This window comes from Streptococcus sp. ACS2 (assembly GCF_000525585.1).
Classification (GTDB): domain Bacteria; phylum Bacillota; class Bacilli; order Lactobacillales; family Streptococcaceae; genus Streptococcus.
Map to the genome: position 1 here is coordinate 70,552 of NZ_JALT01000019.1, position 19,346 is coordinate 89,897.

Below are 19,346 nucleotides of genomic sequence, written 5' to 3' on the forward strand. Positions count from 1 at the left end.
GCGTTTTTTATGCTCAAAAAAGTTTTTAACGAGCGTTTTTTATGCTCATTGAATCAAACTTTAAATTAAAGTTTGATTTCTACGTTCACACCACTTGGAAGATCAAGTTTCATCAAAGCGTCAACTGTTTTTTGAGTTGGGTTGATGATGTCGATAAGACGTTTATGTGTACGCATTTCAAATTGTTCGCGAGAATCTTTATATTTGTGAGTCGCACGAATAATTGTGTAGAGACTACGTTCAGTTGGAAGTGGAACTGGTCCAGCAACTGTCGCACCTGTGCGAGTTGCAGTTTCTACGATTTTTTCAGCCGCTGTATCAAGCGTACGGTGTTCGTAAGCTTTCAAACGGATACGAATTTTTTTGTTTGCCATTTTTTCTCCTCTTTCGTCTATTTAAGATAATAGGCTAGCTCCTCAAGAAAACCAACACGGATTGCGTGGCAGTGCAACCAGGCGTGTCGCAACCTCTTGTATCATAGCTAAGCGCTGTATTTACAGCACCATAATATAATAACAAAAGAACCCACTCATTGCAAGGGATTTTTTAAGTTTTTTTCTTTTTTCTTTATTTTCTTTTTGACTAAACAAAAAAAATCCACCTTCGATGGATTTTTTATCAACTTTCTTTAGTGTAGTCGTACCCCATGTGTTCATAGGCTTTAACCGTTGCAACACGTCCTGTTCGTGTTCGCATAATAAATCCTTTTTGAATTAGATAGGGTTCATACATATCTTCTACCGTTTCTCGCTCTTCAGCAATATTAACTGACAAGGTCCCTAGACCAACCGGTCCACCACCATACATCTCAATCATGGTTCGGAGAATTTTTTGGTCGACATAATCTAGTCCTTCATGGTCCACATCCAACATAGTCAACGCCTTGTCTGCAATCTTATCATCAATGATGCCATCACCCATAATTTGTGCATAGTCTCTCACACGCTTAAGTAGGCGGTTAGCAATACGTGGCGTTCCACGACTACGACGTGCTAACTCTAGGGCAGCCTCAGGTGTTATAGTCATATCAAAGATTTCTGAAGTGCGTTCTATAATTTCCTTCAAATCTGGTAACTCATAATATTCCATATGACCATTAATCCCAAAACGAGCCCTCAATGGATTTGACAACATACCTGCTCGTGTGGTTGCACCCACTAAAGTGAACGGTGGTAACTCTAGGTGAACACTACGACTTGTTTCACCTGCACCAATCATGATATCGATGTAGTAATCTTCCATAGCACTATAAAGTACTTCTTCCACTGCCATAGGCATTCGATGAATCTCATCAATAAATAAGATATCACCTGGCTCCAAGTCATTTAGTATGGCAACCAGATCTCCAGCCTTCTCAATTGCTGGCCCAGACGTCTGCTTTAAATTGACGCCCATCTCATTAGCTATCACAAAAGCCATGGTCGTTTTCCCTAAACCTGGAGGACCAAACAAAAGAGTATGATCCAATGCTTCATCACGAAGTTTAGCTGCCTCTATAAAAATCTTTAATTGGTCCTTAACCTTATCTTGACCAATATATTCCTTAAAGTACTGAGGACGAAGGGTACGCTCAACATACTCTTCATCTCCTAGTAAATCATTATCTAATATTCTTGCCATAGGCTTATTTTAGCACAAAACAAAAAATGCAGTCAAAATTTGTCCATAAAAAAGAAGACAAGACTTGCCTTCTCTTTTGATTATTTCTTACCACCCTTAACTGGTGCCTTATCAGCTTTCTCTATAGCTTCTTTAATTGTCTTAGTATAGAGTTTAGCACCACGGTTAATAGAGTCGCTATCAGATCCAAAGTGAACCCCATCTGTACCATTCCAGATAGAAATATTTTCTTTAGCCACTTGATACCAGTCAGCAACCGTCACAAAGTCGTATTTCTTAGCCATCTCTAACTCATACTTACGTAACTGAATCAAAGATTGGGCCTCATTACCAGATTTACTACCATTATATGGTGTCACAAAGATAATATGGTGACCCTTAGGTAAATTCTTGATGATTTTATTAATAACGCCTTTATAGTCGTCAATCTCATTAACACCACCAGCAATGACAACATCCTTAGCAAGAGCATTACTATCCGCGTAATCTTTAAGCAAATCATTGATTGTTGATAGGTTACGACTGACAACTGCATCTATAGCGACATTATCAATACTTGATTCCAGCTGATCTTTTGATCTAAGAGCTACGGAGTCCCCTAAAACTGTCACTCCCTTATTCACACCAAATGAAGTAGCCTGACTGTTTTCCGCATTGGTACGCGTTAATTTCATCTTAGTCTGAGCTTGCGACAAACCATTAGCTTCTAAATCTTTCTCGAAGTTCCCTACAGCTGGCGCAAAGAGAGAAATAAGCACTGTAATTAAAGTAAGACCACTAAAAACATAAAGCACAATATGTCGGTACGGCGTCAAGTCTAAATCTATTCCAAAGAGACTGGCCTTTCTTCCTGCAATAAATGGCTCTATTATATAGTAGGAAAGTGTTGCGAAAACAATTGACAGAATCGTTGTCAGAATGACTGCAATAATATTATTGGTCAATTGACTAAAGATAATATATAGCGGCCAGTGAAAAAGATAGACACTATAGCTAATCTCTGCCAAATAACTAATAAGAGCAGGCTCTGATTTTCCAGGCAATTTCTCATGGAGGACACGGGCAGAGTAAATCATAACAGCCGTGAACAAACTAGCTAAAACAAAACCAAATAGATAGGTAATGCGTTCCTCAAAATGGAGAACTAAGCCCAACAATACGAGCAAGGCAAAACTTCCTACCATATAAAGGACTGTCTTTTTCAGAGTCCAAAGGCGTATATTTTTCTTGAACCTAGCGGTCGTTTCATACACACCTGAAAGTGTCGCAAAGAGAGAACCTAGGAAGAATGGATAGGCATGCGTAATTGATGAGAAATATAAGCGAGAAAAACTATCAACAAAGAAAGCACTAATAAACATTGATAGAAAACTCACCATAAAGCAGGCAAGAGATACCATAAAGACTAGGCTTCTAAATTGATTTTGATGTTTAACACGCTTAGCTAGGAACCAAAGCAAGGCACCCCAAAGAATATAATAGTGAACCTCAATAGCCAGACTCCATGTATGGAGGTAAATATGCTGGTTAAACTGGTTCTCATAATTTCCCCCGGTCAAAATCTCATAATAGTTAGTTACAAAACCGATAACAGAGGTGATTTGACGTCCAATACCTGCAATAAAATCATTTCGAACCAAGAGTGCCAAAGGGGTGCAGATAAGAACCATCAACACAAGTGGTGGTACTATCCGGTAGAAGCGTCGTCGCATAAAACCAAGGTAATCAATGCGATGCGTCCTAGATACCTCATCAATCAAAAGCGCTGTAATCAAATACCCTGAGAAGGTAAAGAAGACATCAACACCGATGAAGCCCCCAGGAAGAATACTTGGGAAGAAATGATAGATCAGAACCAAAAGAAGTCCTGTCACACGAATATAAGAAAACCAGTTAATTCTCATCCTTTAAAAATCCCCTGTTTAAATTTTCCTTTGTAGGTAACCTTATTTTCAGTAGTCAATTTTCCTTGACCATCGGCTTGACCAGACTTGAACTCTCCTTGATAAATCCAACCCTCATGAGATTTGAAGGTTCCTTGACCATTAAAGGAACCATTCTTAAATTCTCCCGTATAGGTATCACCATTATCATAGGTCAAAGTTCCTTGACCATTCAAACGATGGTTCTGCATCTGACCTTTATAGGCAATCTTAGTCCCATCAATCTTGATAGAATGTTGCGTTTTTATAGTCACCAAAAACAAGGACAGGGCGCATAAAATAATAACCCCTACTGTAATACGCTCAAATTGATTTCGGTCAATATCAATATTTTTAAAATCAAAATCCTTTAGTTGTTTAAAATTCATTGTCTATCCTTAATCCACTGTAACCAATCTCGACAACCTGCAGTTACCAATTTGTATGTTTCTTCAAAGTCACCTGTATACCATGGGTCCGGAACTCCACCAGGTCTGAAAAGCTTGATTTTATCGTCATAACGCCCTGCAGATATCTGTAGAAGATCCTCAACATTTGACTCATCCATTCCCACAACTAAATCAAAGAACTCAAAATCGGCCTGACTAATCTGTTGTGAGCCCTTGGAAGAGTCAAAAGAAATAGCATATTTCCTTAAAATCTTTTGGGTTCCTTGATGAACTGGATTTCCATGCTCCCATGAAGATGTCGCGCGACTTTCGATATGCAAAGACTTTTCTTGGTCCAGCTCTTTCATCACAAATTCTGCCATTGGGCTACGACAAATATTCCCCAGACAAACAAATACAATCTTATTCATTATTCACCTCTTGCCCAAAACTATTAAGAGATATGCTCACTTATTTTCTTCGTCAAAATTATGAACACACTTTTAAATCATGAAAGTAGGTTCTCATTAATTTTCATTTAATCAATCCATATTATACCGAAAAACTAATCAAATAGAAAGGTTTCTTTCCTAATCATATCGAAAAATTAGTAACCTTTTTTAACAGTTGCAATATTCCTATTAATCTATATGTTTAAGGCGTGAGAAAAGAGAACCTAGTTTCCTAGATTCTCCTTTTGTTGGCTTTAGATATTTGACCAAACACTTTCAAGGATGTTTGTTTGTTCACGTCCTGGTCCTACAGAGAAAGTAGAGATACGTACACCTACCAATTCACCTACACGACGAACATAATTACGAGCATTTTCAGGAAGCTCATCTAAACTACGGCAACCTGTGATGTCTTCTTCCCAACCTGGCAATTCTTCATAGATTGGTTTACAACGTTTCAGTTGCTCAAGACTAGCTGGGTAGTAATCAATACGCTCACCATCAAGGTCATAAGCTACACAAATTTTTACAGTGTCAAGACCTGAGAGAACATCGATACAGTTCAAGCTGAGGTTTGTGATACCTGATACACGACGACTATGGCGCATCACCACTGAGTCAAACCATCCTACACGACGTGGACGTCCAGTTGTTGTTCCATATTCATGACCAACTTCACGGATGCGTTCACCCACTTCATCAAATAACTCAGTTGGGAAAGGACCATCACCAACACGACTCGTATAGGCCTTACATACACCAACTACCTTATTAATTTTAGATGGACCAACACCAGAACCGATTGTAACACCACCCGCAACTGGGTTTGATGACGTTACAAATGGGTAAGTACCTTGGTCAATATCAAGCATAACCCCTTGAGCTCCTTCAAAGAGGACACGTTTACCTGCATCAAGAGCGTCATTCAAGATAACGGATGTATCTGTGACATATTGCTTAATTTGTTGTCCGTAAGCGTAGTATTCTTCAAAAATCTCATCGAATGATAATTCTTCAGCTTCATACATCTTACTGAAAAGACGGTTTTTCTCAGCTAAGTTCGTTTTCAAACGATCAGCAAAAATTTCTTTGTCCAAAAGGTCTGCAATACGGATACCTACACGCGCAGCCTTATCCATATAGGCAGGACCAATACCTTTGTTAGTTGTACCAATCTTATTGTCACCTTTGGCGGCTTCTTGCAGTTGATCAAGTTTAATATGGTACGGCAAAATAACGTGTGCGCGGTCAGAAATACGAAGGCTCTCTGTTGACACACCTTCTGCATGAAGATATTTCAACTCTTTGACAAGTGATTTAGGATTGACCACTACACCGTTCCCGATAACAGAGATTTTCTCTGGGAAGAAAATACCTGATGGAATCAAGTGCAATTTAAATTTCTTACCATCGATAACAATCGTGTGACCTGCATTGTCTCCACCTTGATAACGTGCGATCACTTCGGCATCTTGACTTAGGAAATCTGTAATTTTCCCTTTACCTTCATCACCCCACTGGGTACCCACAACAACTACTGATGTCATATTATTTTGATAACGGACAGCTTCACCTTTACGAGGCTGTCCCCACCTTTCTTGAAAAACTTCACGGTGGGAATTTCACCCACAAGTTTTGCGTTACAGTTTATTATAGCAGAAAAAAGTCTATTTGTTCAACGTTGAAAGCGCTTCTTACAAAATATTCTGACAGTTATAGCTAAGATTGCAACTAGTTATTTACTATATCTTTTTAACCTTGCTTCTTATGTACAACTATCAGCTATTTAACCTGCTTCATATAATCATTTAACTGCCTTTGATTCTTTAAAATAATTGTCTTGTCAGAATAATTTTTAACAACTGCATTATATCGCTCTACATATTTTTTAGAACGTCCGTCTAATAAAATCCATTTCACAAATGCAAAATCAAATTTTTCATTACAGCCTTCTGCCATGCTAGGACGTGTCTTTCCCCTATATGTTAAATAACGCCTAAACGCCCGATAGAGACAATTAACTCTGTTAAAGTTGAAATATACAATACAGTCAGCTTCCCTCATACGTTCTTCATAAAGACAGGCCGAGTAATTCCCTTCGATAATCCAATCACTTTGTAGCATAAATGTTGATATATCGCCAGTCATTTCATCAACTGTTCGCTCTTGCCAATTTGATGTGAAATGAATTTTATCTAAATGAAGTACCTTACAATTGTAGTGTTGACCTAAAAAATTTGCCAAAGTCGACTTTCCAGAACCACTATAGCCAATGATTGCAATATTCAACTCATGTCTCCTTTTTCAATTCTGTTTCTTGACTATTATCATAACACAAAGCATATATTTAGAAGAAATTATCATTGGGAACAACTCTCGTTTAGACAAACAAGCACGTAAAGTCCTGTTTAAAGTGAGTTCTTTCTTAGAAAAATAAAAAGAGACTTATAAGCAAGTCTCTTTCCGATATTAAGATGCCCCCTACATGGATTTGGAAAGGATTTTCATATTGAGAGTAATTAAAAATATTGAAATATAAGTGATTTTAGGGAAGTACTTTTAGGTATTTCCAATGTCATGATTTAAAAATGGGGCAAAAGTGGGGCAAAAACGAATGACTCTCATTTGGTTTGAAAACCTATAATATCTAATGATTATGCTATACTAGAAATATAGTGTTGTTATCAATAAATATCAGTGCGAGACTAATCGGAGGATAAAATGGAAAAACAAATTAATGAAAAAATTATCGAAATGGATAGGGAATATCCCTTTTTATTTTGCTTTAAATCAGATTTTTGGATGGAATAGTAGATGATAAGACAAAATATCTTTGAAGATACAAAAAGACAAACGCCAAAAATGACGTTTGTCTACGTTCTGAGGTAGCCTTTAGGCTCCCTTTTTTCTTAGAAAATACCGATGAGTAATTGCATGCCAAGACTAGTCAGGATGATAGCGATCCAGCAAAGGGCTCCAAGAAGAATGGATTTTCCACTGGATTTGATCATAGCAACGAGGTTAGTTTTGAGACCAATAGCACTCATAGCCATGATGATGAGGAATTTGGAGAGCTGTTTGAGAGGTGAAAAGAAGCTATTGCTAACACCAAAAGAAGTAAGGACGGTAGTTAGCAGAGAAGCTAGGATGAAGTAGAGAATGAAAACGGGGAAGATTTTTTTAAGCTTTACTCCTTGGTTGTTGTCTTGTTGACGGCTTTGCCAATAGGAGAGGAAGAGAGTAATAGGGATAATAGCTAAGGTACGAGTCAGTTTGACAATGGTTGCAGATTCTAGAGTATTGGTATGATACAGACTATCCCAGGAGCTAGCTGTGGCTGTTACAGAGGAAGTATCGTTGACCGCAGTACCCGCAAAGAGAGCAAAACCTTCGTTGGAGAGATGGAGCCAAGAACCTAGAGTTGGAAAGATAAGAGCTGCCAAGACATTGAAGAAAAAGATAACAGAAATGGCTTGGGCTACTTCTTTTTCCTTGGCGTGAATAACAGGAGCAGTCGCTGCAATGGCAGAACCGCCACAGATAGAAGAGCCTACCCCAATCAAGGTAGCTAGCTTTGTATCCATGTTAAAAAATCGTTGGAAAAAGAAAGCAATAATTAAAGCGATAGAAATAGTCGAAAGGATGACAGGAAGGGAAGATTTTCCAACTGCGAAAACTTGAGAGATATTGAGTCCAAAACCAAGTAAGATAACAGCATACTGAAGCAATTTTTTGGAGCTATAAGTCAAACCAGCATCCAGTTGTTTATAGGGAGTGAGAAAGGGGTAGAGAATCATTCCGATAAAAATGGCGAAAACAGGTGCTCCCACAACAGGCAGAAAGCCTCCTAAAACCCAAGAGATGATAGAAATGATCAGACAGACTAACAGTCCTGCCCAATTTTTTGATAGAAATGACATAAAAACCTCCGAAAATAAATACTCCTTATTATAATCTTACCTGTCAGAAAAGTAAAATAGAAAGTAGGAATAAGGTTGTAAATTAACGGAATTTTGCGGTCAGAGAGCTTTTGTAGTTTAATAGATATATGTTCTTTGATCAATAAGGATGCAAATGTGGCATATGTTATTGAAAAAAATGAATTTGATGAGCCTGGATATGTGAAGTAATTATGTGAGATAAGAAAATAAATAAGAGAGTTGAAAATGTACTGCACCCCAAAAGTTAGACAGAAAAAATCTAACTTTTGGGATCAGTACATATCCTCGCTTTTTTTAATCTAATAGGTTCTTATTTTCAATTAAGAGTTCTAGTGGGGATTTATCTCTTGCTACAATAAAACCAGGTTCATATTGGTTATGAAATGTTCTTTTCTGAGAAGTTGGATCAATATACAACTCATCTCCATCTTCTGTGTATAGCTGGTTGCCTCTTGTTAGGTAAAGTAAATCCTCTAAGTACTGTCCATCAGTTTGTAGAAAATGTTCGATGTATTTGACAGCCTTTAAGATCTCACTTACTTTATCAGAGTATTCATTCGATTCAAGAACACTCTTTTCTAATTCAATCTCCTTACTCGTTCCAAAAAGTTGAGTTGGAGTTGCATTAAAATATTCTGCTATCTTATCTAAATTTGCAAAGGTGGGGTAGCTTTTTTGTTTTTCGTAGTCAGAGATGGATTGTTTACCGATTCCTAAATCTTCCGCAAGTTGAGTTTGACTCACTCCTTTTTCTATGCGTAGTCGTGCCAAATTGGGTCCAAAATTTTGAATAATAAAGGTCATGATGAACTCCTGTTTTTTATTTTAAACTTATTCTATCACCTATAAACTTACAAATCAAGTTTTTAATTGACTTCCAAAAATATTTTTTGTAAAATATATTTATAACTTAAAAATAAGTTATAAATAATACAAAATAGTTCATCTGTTTAGGAATAGTGAGTGAGGAGGAAGTTGAAGACGAGACTATGACTTATGACTATTCGAAGCCTTGGAGCTAGAAATTGTGTGGACAAGGACAAGGGACGAGCCTGACGGGAAGTCAGGCGAAGTCCTGCAGACTGCCGTCCAGACAATTTCTAGCCAAGCAAAAACTGGCTATTCTAACAGCCAGCAAAAAGGTACACTTAGGACAACGTCCAAAGAACGACGGAACGAGCAAACGTTGATTTGACGGTGTTTCTGAGACCTAAAAAATCTAAAAGAAGGGGGGACAATTTTGTTGGTTTCTATACAAGATTTAAGAAGCATTCAAGAACGATGTGAAATAGGAGAATTAGTACAGAGGTTAGATGTCAGTATTGATAGATTAACGGTTATCTGGGATACAGACACGGGTTCCCTAAGACGAATTTTCAAAAATCTGAAACAGGCAATAAGTACAAGAGTTGACTCATTTGAAATACATGATAACGTGCGAGATGATGTCTTTACTTTAGCTAAAGATTTTAATGAGTATGATTCAATCAATATTATATTTTTTCAATTATCCACTTATGGAGGTGAACAATTGATTCGGATTGATTTCAATCCTAACACTTTAAAAGAATTTGATGGAATGAAAGTATGGAGGCAATTAATGTACTTTGCCAGATTGAATTCATTGACGGTACGATTGTCTCGTTTTGATTTGGCATTTGACATTCTCAACAGGCCTGAGATCGTTAATTTGCAACATATTAAAGGTGGTGTTACCCATAAGGTCTTCTATGGTCGAGGGGGCGAATTAGAGACGAAATATTGGGGTTCTAGCGGTAGTAATGTACAAGTTAGGTTATATGATAAGAATAAAGAAATCATTGCTCACAAGCGCCAAGAGAAGCTAGATTTGGCTGTAAATCCGTTTTGGTGGAGACTAGAGTTCCAACTCAGAACCAAAGCGATTGGGGAGGAGATGGTCCAAGATATTATGAATCGACTTGATAATTTCGGATTTTACCAGCTAGATCATATTCGAGTGGAGCAAAGAGCATTTACAATTATCTTTCTCAACAATCCTGAACTGTTGTCATTGGCTTTTCCAAATTTAAAATCAGACAGCATCAAAAAGAAAAAAACAAGAGTCCGCAAACTATTGAGAGAAGAAACGAACCAATTTGCGGAAGAATTAAAAGAAGTATTAATACAGAATCTCCCTAAATTAAATACAGAATTACAACTACTTGTAGGTGAGTTTCTGACTTTAGAAAATCAATAAGGAGGATAACTATGGATAATAATTTAATTAGCAACAAAGAATTAATTGAAATGGGCTATCGCCCTCACACTGCAAATGATATCATCCATCAGGCAAGAGAATTACTTGTATCACGAGGCTATACATTTTATAATCGCAAACGTTTGATGGTTGTTCCAAAAAGTGTTGTAAATGAGATTCTAGGAACAGAGGTGGCGTAATATGGCAAGTGTTCGTTACCGAAAGCGAGGAGATAGTAATTTATGGACTTATGAAATTCGTAACGAAGGAAAAACTGTTGCTCATAATAGCGGTTTTAAAACAAAAAAACTTGCAGAGTCAGAAGCTGAACCGATTCTGCAAGAACTTCGTTTAGGAAAAAGAATTTCTAGAGATATTTCTCTTGCCGATCTATATCAAGAATGGCTTGAACTAAAAATTTTACCAAGTAGTAGGTCGGAAGAAACAAAGAAAAAATATCTTCTCCGTAAAAACACAATTGAAAGATTATTTGGAAATAAAAAAGTCACTCAAATTCGTGCGAGTGAATACCAAAGAATTATGAATAAGTATGGGCAAACAGTTGGTAGAAATTTTCTTGGTAGATTGAATACGGGGATTCATCAGAGCATCCAAATGGCAATTGCTGACAAAGTTCTAATAGATGATTTTACACAACATGTCGAGTTGTTTTCATCCAAAGAACAACAGATGACAGAAGAGAAATATTTACATACAGAAAAGGACTATCTGGATTTACTTTTAGCAGTAAAGAGAAAATTCGATTACCAACGTTCAATTGTTCCTTATATCGTCTATTTTCTATTAAAAACAGGCATGAGGTTTGGAGAGTTAGTAGCGTTAACTTGGAATGAGGTTGATTTTGACAGAGGATTGTTAAAAACATACAGGAGGTATAATACTCTCTCTCATAAGTTTGTTCCACCAAAAAATAAAACGTCTATTCGGATGGTTCCAATAGACGAAGAGTGTATCAAAATTTTGCGCCTTTTACAAACGGAGCAAGAAAGAGCAAACATGGAGTTAGGAATCAAAAATCGATATCGAATGATCTTTCAACATTTTGGATATATTCATTCAGTTCCAGATATTGCAAGCGTCAATAAAGCTTTGAGTGTTCTCTTAAATGAGTTGGACATTTATCCAATTATCACGACAAAAGGAGCACGTCACACCTATGGAAGCTACCTCTGGCACAAAGGGTTTGACCTTGGAGTTATTGCAAAAATTCTAGGGCATAGAGATATTTCAATGTTGGTAGAAGTATATGGACACACTTTAGAAGAGAAAATTTTTGAGGAATTTAATCAAATCAGAGATATCTGGAAAGATTGCTCATAAAAAAATGTGGGGCAAACGATGGGGCAAATGCTCTTAAGACAAGCAAAAAAGCCTTGGTTATCAAGGCTTTTACTGTTGGAGTTTGATGCCCCCTACAGGGCTCGAACCTGTGACCCATGGATTAAGAGTCCACTGCTCTACCAACTGAGCTAAGGAGGCTGGATGCTGTATTGGTACCGATGATCCACGGTTTGTATTGAACCCGCGACGTAAAAAAGCAGGTGGGCGACTCGCTACTAACTTCAGTTGCTTCTGGGTGAGCCAGCCTGCACACTGTTAATAGACCTCTGTCTCCCGATAATACAAAAATTAGTCGGTCAACACTTATATGTGGATTCGTATACCACAGCAATTTCTATGTTTTTATAATACCACTTTTGAAAATTATTGCAAGAGGAAAAATCAATTTTTTGCAATCGTTTTCGTTGATTCCTCTCGTATTACCTAGATAACTTATCAATCCGTTCTTTATTAGCTCCAAGAGCTCTTTCATATTTCCCGGTTTCATTGGGGTGGAAATAATTCACACCTCTTAGTTTATCTGGAAGGTATTGTTGCTTGACCCACTTTTCGGGATAAGCATGGGGATACTTGTAATCTTGTGCATTGCCCAGTTCCTTGCTTCCAGCATAGTGTCCATCTCTCAAATGACGAGGAATCGGTAAATTTCCTGATTTTCTAAGGTCTGCTAAGGCAGCATCCATGGCCATATAAGCCGAATTCGACTTAGGAGATAAAGCTAAGTCAACAACTACATTGGCTATCAAAATACGCGCCTCTGGGAAACCTACTTTCTGTGCAGCTTCCAAAGCTGTAACCGTGTGAACTTGCGCATCAGGATTAGCTAAACCAATATCCTCGTATGCAATCACAGTCAAGCGCCGCGCTAGACTAGGGAGATCTCCTGCTTCAACCAAACGCGCTGCATAATGAAGACTGGCATTAACATCAGAGCCTCGAATAGATTTTTGCAAAGCAGAGAGCACATCATAGTGTCCATCACCGTCTTTATCCATGGTGATATAGCTACGTTGTAAACTATTTTCCACTGTATCTAAAGTAATATGGCGAAGCCCATCTTCTGAAGCTGGCGTCGACATGACAGCTAGATCTAACGAATTATAAGCAGAACGTAGATCACCATTAGTAGCTGTAGCAATAAAATCTAGAGCATCATCATCTAACTGGACATCAAAGTCAAAACCACGCTCCTTGTCCTCTAAAACACCTAGGATAGCTTCCTTAATATCCTCGTTAGAGAGTGGTTCCAACTCAAATATTTGTACACGACTACGGATGGCTGGTGTTACAGAAAAAAACGGATTCTCCGTTGTAGCCCCAATCATGATAATATTACCATTCTCTAAGAGTGGTAATAAAAAGTCTTGTTTAGCTTTATCTAAACGATGAATCTCATCTAGGAGCAGAACTAAGCCACCTGAAAATTTAGCCTCTTCCGCAATTTCCTGCAGGCGTTTCTTGCTATCAACTGTAGCATTAAAGGTTCTAAAAGCAAATTTTGTTGTTCCTGCAATAGCACTAGCTATTGAGGTCTTCCCGATTCCTGGTGGCCCGTAGAGAATCATTGACGATAGCATATTAGCTTCTACCATACGGCGAATAATTTTACCTTCACCAACCAGATGCTTCTGACCAATCACCTCTGAAATTGTACGTGGACGCATGCGTAGAGCAAGATTATCTGGCATCTTCTCTCCTTTTTTAACTGATTTTTTCTTATTACAATAAGCATATACTATTTTGTTACAAAAAGAAATCATAAATAGTTCTTGTCAAACCTAAATTCTTATGATAGAATGTTTTGGTATGTGGTGCTAGCACATCCGTAATAAATTCTACCTAGGAGGAAAACACGAAATGGCTAAAGTATGTTACTTTACAGGACGTAAAACTGTTTCTGGAAACAACCGTTCACACGCTATGAACAAAACTAAACGTGCCGTTAAACCTAACCTTCAAAAAGTTACTATCCTTGTTGATGGTAAACCTAAAAAAGTTTGGGCTTCAGCTCGTGCGCTTAAATCTGGTAAAGTTGAACGCGTTTAATCTTATTGGATATTAAGAGAGATGACTTCAGTCGTCTCTTTTTTTATTTATCATCTTTCCCTTTTGGGTATACTTATGTTATAATAAAGAACTAACAGATAATTCTTATAGAAAGAAGGTGTCAGTATGGGATTTACAGATGAAACTGTTCGTTTCAACCTAGACGACGGTAGCAAAGATGAAATCAGTAATACTTTGACAAATGTCTACCGTTCGTTGGCTGAGAAAGGTTATAATCCTATCAACCAAATCGTCGGTTATGTTCTGAGCGGTGACCCTGCTTATGTTCCGCGTTATAATGACGCCCGTAACCAGATTCGTAAATACGAACGTGATGAAATCGTTGAAGAACTCGTTCGCTATTATCTTAAAGGAAATGGAATTGACCTCTAATGCGAGTAATGGGACTTGATGTTGGCTCAAAAACAGTAGGAGTTGCGATTAGTGACCCCCTCGGTTTTACAGCCCAAGGCGTTGAAATTATCAAAATTGACGAGGAGGCTGAAGAGTTTGGTTTCGACCGACTAGGCGAGCTCGTTAAAGAATATAAGGTAGAAAAATTTGTTGTTGGTCTTCCTAAAAACATGAATAACACTGAAGGACCACGTGTTGAGGCAAGCAAAGCCTATGGTGACAAAATCAAGGAAATCTTTGGAATTCCTGTAGATTACCAAGACGAGCGCTTGACAACTGTTCAAGCCGAGCGTATGTTAGTTGAACAAGCAGATGTCAGCCGTGGAAAACGTAAAAAAGTTATTGATAAATTAGCTGCCCAACTTATTCTACAAAACTACCTCGATCGAATGTTTTAAGAAAGTGTAATAGAGACCTAATAGTCAAGTGACAATCTAGTAAACTGACAAGCAAATATACTAGATTTTCCTCACTATTCAGCGCTCTCTTCAAAAAGGAGAACAATATGTCACACAATCACGACCACAACCATGATCATGAAGTCATCACTTTAGTAGACGAACAAGGAAATGAAACACTTTTTGAAATCTTGTTGACTATTGATGGACGCGAAGAATTTGGTAAAAACTATGTTCTTTTAGTACCAGCTGGTGCTGAAGAAGATGCTAATGGAGAAATCGAAATACAAGCATACTCATTCACTGAAAATGAAGACGGTACTGAAGGCGACCTTCAACCAATCCCTGAAGATTCAGATGCTGAATGGGATATGATCGAAGAAGTTTTCAATAGCTTTATCGACGAAAACTAAAAATATTCAATGCCATAGGCAAAGAAATGGCTTGTTAAAAAGAGATTGGGATATTGTATCTCAGTCTCTTTTTTAGATATTTTTTATTAAATGTAAGAAATTAGAGGAAAATTGACTAAATGGTATTATCTGATATACTTTAAATAAGACAATTAGGAGGCAAGACCCTTCTATTTATAACTTTTCAAATGTCAACAAAGGAGTTTAATTGTGAGTCCATACAACGAAGACAATACTGTAGATTCAAGTGGCTACCAAGGTTATCATCGAAGCCACCATCGATCTCATACACAAGATAGTCAATCCGAAAAGATTGAAGTGACAATTCAAGGACATACCGAAGAATCAGATTCTTCTCAAATAGAGAAAAAAACTAAGATCTCACTTCCATGGAAGCATAAAGGTCATATCCTGATTTTCAGTTTGATCTTAAGTATTTTTAGTATATCAGTTCCCTGCTTTACAGACTTTGCCAATAATATACAGTCTCAAAACCTTTATATTGCAAAAATGTTTGCCAATGGTAGCTTACCTTACTCTGACTTTTTTGCGACAGGTGGATTCTTTTATTACCTCCTGGTTTCTCTTGCTTTCCGTTTAGGATCAACGCTTTGGCTAATTCCTATACAATTCCTCGCCTACTATCTTTCTGGTAGTTACCTTTACAAGACTGTCATGCACATGACAAGTAAGAAGGAAATTGCCACTCTAATTAGTATTATTTTCTATGTCACTAATGGAACACTTGGTTTTGGTGGGCTTTACCCTATCCAATTTGCTATGCCTTTTGTCCTAGGTGCAATCTTCTTCTTAACTCGTTACTTTGCGGGTCATAGTCGTGACGAAGCCTTTATTCTTTACGGCTTTGCTGGAACTGCCGGGGCCCTCTTTGAAGCTCGAACTCTTATTTTCTGGATATTGTCACTTGTGACAATCTTCGTTTACAACCTTGTCAACAAACACTTTGCTCGTGGTTTTTATCAAGTTCTTTGTATTGTTTTTGGTAATATTCTAGTATTGTATCTATGTCTTTACTTTATCCTTAATTTACAAATTACATCGGACTATATTAACCAAGTTTTGGTTTACAACTTTACACAACTCGCTGTAGAAAAAAATGACTTTCTACTTACACTAGCCTATCAAAGCTTTGCTGTTTTAGGCTCTGGGTTACTTATTGGTGCACTTACTACAAGCAACCACCTTCTTGGCGAGGCTAAAGATAAGAGCATCAAGTGGGTACTGCTCCTTAGTTTTATCTTTACAGTGGTTTACAGCTTGTTCTCTCAAAGCTTTGGACTTTACAGTATGCTCAATATCGTACCTTATGGTCTAGTCTTAACAGCACTTTCTTTAGATGATGCTATTAAAAAGAGAGCAGAGCGAACTTCTCACCGACGTCGTAATGGTAACCAAATTCACACACTTAAAGTTTTTGGTATCTTCCTTAGTCGTAATTACTTCTTACCTATTGCAGTCTTTGCATTCGCTTTTGCGATGCCAATCATTATGTTCCTATTTAATTTAGGGAATAATACTGAACGTAGTACTGTTGCAAATTACCTCGCTAAAAATACCAAAAAAGATGAAACTATCTACGTTTACGATTCCTCAGCAAAAATTTATTTGGAAAGCGGTCGTAAAGCAGCCTCACAATTTGTTCTTCCAGAACTTAACACAGCTAAATCTAGTCATCAGAAAGCTCTCTCAGATACTATTATCCAAGATTCAGCACAATATATCGTTGTCCAACAGGATACACAACTACCTTCTGATGTTAAATCTACACTTTCAAAAAACTATAAAAAAGCCCCTGTAAAAGGCGTTGAACGATACACTGTTTACGTCCTAAAATAGGTCAAAAAATCAATATATAGTGGTTGAGATAAAAATATACCACAATATATTGATTTTTTTTTGCCTAGTGCTATAATTAGTAACGAGGTGATTTTTAGATGATTACATTAGAAAAAGAAAAGGTTACAATCAACCCTGATATCAAAGTCATCAAACGTGATGGTCGTATGGTTGTCTTTGATTCAAGTAAAATATATGAAGCTATTCTCAAAGCGAGTGAAGCTATTACACCTATCACACCCTTAATTGAAGCAAAATTGGAGGGAATTGCCAACCGTATTGTTGCTGAAATTAATGACCGCTTCACTCAAAATATCAAAATATATGAAATCCAAAGCATTGTAGAGCATGAGTTACTCGAAGCTAACGAATATGCTATCGCTCAAGAATATATTAACTATCGTACCAAACGTGATTTTGAGCGTTCTCAGGCTACTGACATCAATTTCACCATCAGTAAACTTGTTAATAAAGATCAAGCTGTTGTCCATGAAAATGCTAATAAAGATAGCGACCTTTACAATACACAACGTGATCTAACCGCAGGAATTGTCGGAAAGTCTGTAGGACTTAAGATGCTTCCTCCACACGTGGCAAATGCTCATCAAAAAGGAGATATCCATTTCCACGATTTAGACTACAGCCCCTACACACCTATGACCAACTGTTGTTTGATTGACTTCAAAGGCATGTTGGCAAATGGTTTTAAAATTGGTAACGCTGAAGTTGAAAGTCCTAAATCCATTCAAACTGCAACAGCACAAATTTCACAAATCATCGCAAATGTTGCCTCTAGTCAATATGGTGGCTGTACTGCTGACCGTATCGATGAGTTTTTAGCTCCTTACGCAAAACTTAACTACAAAAAACACTTAGCTGATGCTAAAGAGTGGGTAGCTGAAGAAAAACGTGAAGATTATGCACGCGCCAAAACGCGTAAAGATATCTACGATGCTATGCAATCTCTTGAATATGAGATTAATACGCTTTTCACTTCAAATGGACAGACTCCCTTTACCTCTCTAGGTTTCGGTTTGGGAACAAGCTGGTTTGAGCGTGAAATCCAAAAGGCTATCCTACAAGTTCGTATTTTAGGACTTGGCTCCGAACACCGTACAGCTATTTTCCCTAAACTGATTTTTACCTTAAAACGTGGACTTAACTTAGAGCCTAGCTCACCTAACTACGATATTAAGCAACTAGCTCTTGAATGTGCAACAAAGCGTATGTACCCGGATGTCCTATCGTATGACAAAGTCATTGAATTGACGGGTTCCTTCAAGGCTCCTATGGGATGTCGTTCCTTCCTACAGGGGTGGAAGGATGAAAATGGTGTTGAAGTTAATTCTGGACGAATGAATCTGGGGGTTGTAACCCTTAATCTTCCTCGAATTGCCCTAGAATCTAAGGGAGACCAAGATAAATTTTGGGAAATTTTTGAAGAAAGAATGGGAATTGCCAAAGATGCACTCGTCTATCGAGTTGAACGTGTCAAAGAAGCTACACCTGCTAATGCGCCTATACTTTATCAGTATGGGGCCTTTGGCCAACGTCTAGGTAACTTCGACAATGTAGATCAACTCTTCAAACATCGTCGTGCAACCGTATCACTTGGTTATATTGGGCTTTATGAAGTAGCATCTGTTTTTTATGGTAGTGACTGGGAGACAAATCTAGAAGCCAAGGCATTTACTTTAAATATCGTAAAAGCTATGAAAAATGCTTGTGAAGGTTGGTCTGACGAATATGATTATCATTTCTCTGTTTATTCAACACCATCAGAAAGTTTGACTGATCGCTTCTGTCGTTTGGATACTGAAAAATTCGGTGTCGTGACTGATATCACAGATAAAGAATATTACACCAACTCTTTCCACTACGATGTTCGTAAAAATCCAACACCATTTGAAAAATTAGAATTCGAAAAAGCTTACCCAGAAGCTGGCGCAACTGGTGGATTCATCCATTATTGTGAATATCCAGTCCTCCAGCAAAACCCTAAAGCACTCGAAGCTGTCTGGGACTTTGCTTATGACCGTGTCGGTTATCTTGGAACGAATACTCCAATAGATAAATGCTACAAGTGTGACTTTGAAGGGGACTTCACCCCAACAGAACGTGGATTCATGTGTCCTAACTGTGGCAACACAGATCCTAAAACAGTTGATGTTGTCAAACGTACTTGCGGTTATCTAGGAAATCCACAGGCACGCCCAATGGTTAAAGGACGCCACAAAGAAATCTCAGCTCGAGTCAAACACATGAACGGTTCAACCATAAAATATGAAGGTAAACACCTTTAATAAGACCTAGA

20 protein-coding genes, 1 tRNA gene and 1 other RNA gene are annotated in these 19,346 nt (G+C 37.7%); 10 read left to right on the plus strand and 12 right to left on the minus strand.

What is annotated here, in order from left to right:
• Window positions 1–65: 65 nt before the first annotated feature.
• The 9 genes from rpsJ to HMPREF1517_RS03395 form a co-directional block, all read right to left on the minus strand.
• On the minus strand, window positions 66–374 hold the full coding sequence (gene rpsJ / locus HMPREF1517_RS03355; protein WP_002885653.1) for a 30S ribosomal protein S10: 309 nt from the start codon (window positions 372–374) through the stop codon (window positions 66–68).
• A 244-nt stretch (window positions 375–618) separates the two neighbouring features.
• Entirely contained in the window at window positions 619–1,620 is a 1,002-nt protein-coding gene (gene ruvB / locus HMPREF1517_RS03360; protein ID WP_002892095.1) for a Holliday junction branch migration DNA helicase RuvB, read from the minus strand.
• A gap of 80 nt (window positions 1,621–1,700) precedes the next feature.
• A complete protein-coding gene (locus tag HMPREF1517_RS03365; protein WP_014635144.1) occupies window positions 1,701–3,524 on the minus strand; it encodes an acyltransferase family protein in 1,824 nt (607 codons plus the stop codon).
• A complete protein-coding gene (locus HMPREF1517_RS03370) occupies window positions 3,521–3,931 on the minus strand; it encodes a membrane protein (protein ID WP_014635145.1) in 411 nt (136 codons plus the stop codon). The genes HMPREF1517_RS03365 and HMPREF1517_RS03370 overlap by 4 nt, the downstream gene beginning before the upstream one ends.
• Complete coding sequence (locus tag HMPREF1517_RS03375) at window positions 3,928–4,362, minus strand: low molecular weight protein-tyrosine-phosphatase (RefSeq protein ID WP_014635146.1); 435 nt, start codon at window positions 4,360–4,362, stop codon at window positions 3,928–3,930. Before HMPREF1517_RS03375 ends, HMPREF1517_RS03370 begins: the two co-directional genes overlap by 4 nt.
• A 275-nt stretch (window positions 4,363–4,637) precedes the next feature.
• Complete coding sequence (locus tag HMPREF1517_RS03380) at window positions 4,638–5,930, minus strand: adenylosuccinate synthase (protein WP_037599321.1); 1,293 nt, start codon at window positions 5,928–5,930, stop codon at window positions 4,638–4,640.
• A 235-nt stretch (window positions 5,931–6,165) separates the two neighbouring features.
• A complete protein-coding gene (locus HMPREF1517_RS03385) occupies window positions 6,166–6,672 on the minus strand; it encodes a DNA topology modulation protein (RefSeq protein ID WP_037599322.1) in 507 nt (168 codons plus the stop codon).
• Between the two features lie 620 nt (window positions 6,673–7,292).
• The gene (locus tag HMPREF1517_RS03390) at window positions 7,293–8,303 is read right to left on the minus strand and encodes a YeiH family protein (protein ID WP_002885799.1); all 1,011 of its coding nucleotides are present in this window, start codon (window positions 8,301–8,303) and stop codon (window positions 7,293–7,295) included.
• A gap of 315 nt (window positions 8,304–8,618) precedes the next feature.
• Complete coding sequence (locus HMPREF1517_RS03395; RefSeq protein WP_002885824.1) at window positions 8,619–9,128, minus strand: helix-turn-helix domain-containing protein; 510 nt, start codon at window positions 9,126–9,128, stop codon at window positions 8,619–8,621.
• Between the two features lie 208 nt (window positions 9,129–9,336).
• Here HMPREF1517_RS03395 and HMPREF1517_RS10770 point away from each other — a divergent pair, with 208 nt between their 5' ends.
• The 4 genes from HMPREF1517_RS10770 to HMPREF1517_RS03410 are packed head-to-tail and all read left to right on the plus strand — an operon-like array spanning window position 9,337 to window position 11,883.
• Entirely contained in the window at window positions 9,337–9,519 is a 183-nt protein-coding gene (locus tag HMPREF1517_RS10770; protein ID WP_080976925.1) for a hypothetical protein, read from the plus strand.
• Window positions 9,520–9,564: 45 nt separating this feature from the next.
• Window positions 9,565–10,542 (plus strand): replication initiation protein, encoded by a 978-nt coding sequence (locus HMPREF1517_RS03400; RefSeq protein ID WP_037599324.1) that lies wholly within the window; start codon window positions 9,565–9,567, stop codon window positions 10,540–10,542.
• 11 nt (window positions 10,543–10,553) lie between these two features.
• Window positions 10,554–10,742, plus strand: coding sequence for a DUF3173 domain-containing protein (locus tag HMPREF1517_RS03405; RefSeq protein ID WP_000369785.1), 189 nt, complete (start codon window positions 10,554–10,556; stop codon window positions 10,740–10,742).
• A gap of 1 nt (window position 10,743) precedes the next feature.
• Complete coding sequence (locus HMPREF1517_RS03410) at window positions 10,744–11,883, plus strand: site-specific integrase (RefSeq protein WP_002885655.1); 1,140 nt, start codon at window positions 10,744–10,746, stop codon at window positions 11,881–11,883.
• Window positions 11,884–11,969: 86 nt separating this feature from the next.
• On the opposite strand, the gene HMPREF1517_RS03415 is transcribed toward HMPREF1517_RS03410, so the two are convergent.
• The 3 genes from HMPREF1517_RS03415 to HMPREF1517_RS03420 all read right to left on the minus strand — a co-directional run bounded on the left by HMPREF1517_RS03415 (window position 11,970) and on the right by HMPREF1517_RS03420 (window position 13,592).
• A tRNA-Lys gene (locus HMPREF1517_RS03415) sits at window positions 11,970–12,042 on the minus strand.
• Window positions 12,043–12,238: non-coding RNA, 6S RNA (ssrS, locus tag HMPREF1517_RS10220), on the minus strand. It abuts the tRNA gene before it with no gap.
• Window positions 12,239–12,323: 85 nt separating this feature from the next.
• Window positions 12,324–13,592: a replication-associated recombination protein A gene (locus tag HMPREF1517_RS03420; RefSeq protein ID WP_037599326.1), complete on the minus strand. Its 1,269-nt coding sequence runs from the start codon at window positions 13,590–13,592 to the stop codon at window positions 12,324–12,326.
• Window positions 13,593–13,761: 169 nt separating this feature from the next.
• Here HMPREF1517_RS03420 and rpmB point away from each other — a divergent pair, with 169 nt between their 5' ends.
• From rpmB to nrdD, 6 genes are all read left to right on the plus strand, one after another.
• The gene (gene rpmB, locus HMPREF1517_RS03425) at window positions 13,762–13,950 is read left to right on the plus strand and encodes a 50S ribosomal protein L28 (protein WP_002885786.1); all 189 of its coding nucleotides are present in this window, start codon (window positions 13,762–13,764) and stop codon (window positions 13,948–13,950) included.
• Between the two features lie 126 nt (window positions 13,951–14,076).
• Entirely contained in the window at window positions 14,077–14,343 is a 267-nt protein-coding gene (locus HMPREF1517_RS03430; protein WP_002885737.1) for an IreB family regulatory phosphoprotein, read from the plus strand.
• On the plus strand, window positions 14,343–14,762 hold the full coding sequence (gene ruvX, locus HMPREF1517_RS03435; RefSeq protein WP_002887078.1) for a Holliday junction resolvase RuvX: 420 nt from the start codon (window positions 14,343–14,345) through the stop codon (window positions 14,760–14,762). The genes HMPREF1517_RS03430 and ruvX overlap by 1 nt, the downstream gene beginning before the upstream one ends.
• 107 nt (window positions 14,763–14,869) lie before the next feature.
• Entirely contained in the window at window positions 14,870–15,175 is a 306-nt protein-coding gene (locus HMPREF1517_RS03440; RefSeq protein ID WP_002887079.1) for a DUF1292 domain-containing protein, read from the plus strand.
• A 210-nt stretch (window positions 15,176–15,385) separates the two neighbouring features.
• Window positions 15,386–17,032 (plus strand): hypothetical protein, encoded by a 1,647-nt coding sequence (locus tag HMPREF1517_RS03445; RefSeq protein WP_037599327.1) that lies wholly within the window; start codon window positions 15,386–15,388, stop codon window positions 17,030–17,032.
• Between the two features lie 98 nt (window positions 17,033–17,130).
• The gene (gene nrdD / locus HMPREF1517_RS03450) at window positions 17,131–19,335 is read left to right on the plus strand and encodes an anaerobic ribonucleoside-triphosphate reductase (RefSeq protein ID WP_037599329.1); all 2,205 of its coding nucleotides are present in this window, start codon (window positions 17,131–17,133) and stop codon (window positions 19,333–19,335) included.
• Window positions 19,336–19,346 lie beyond the last annotated feature (11 nt).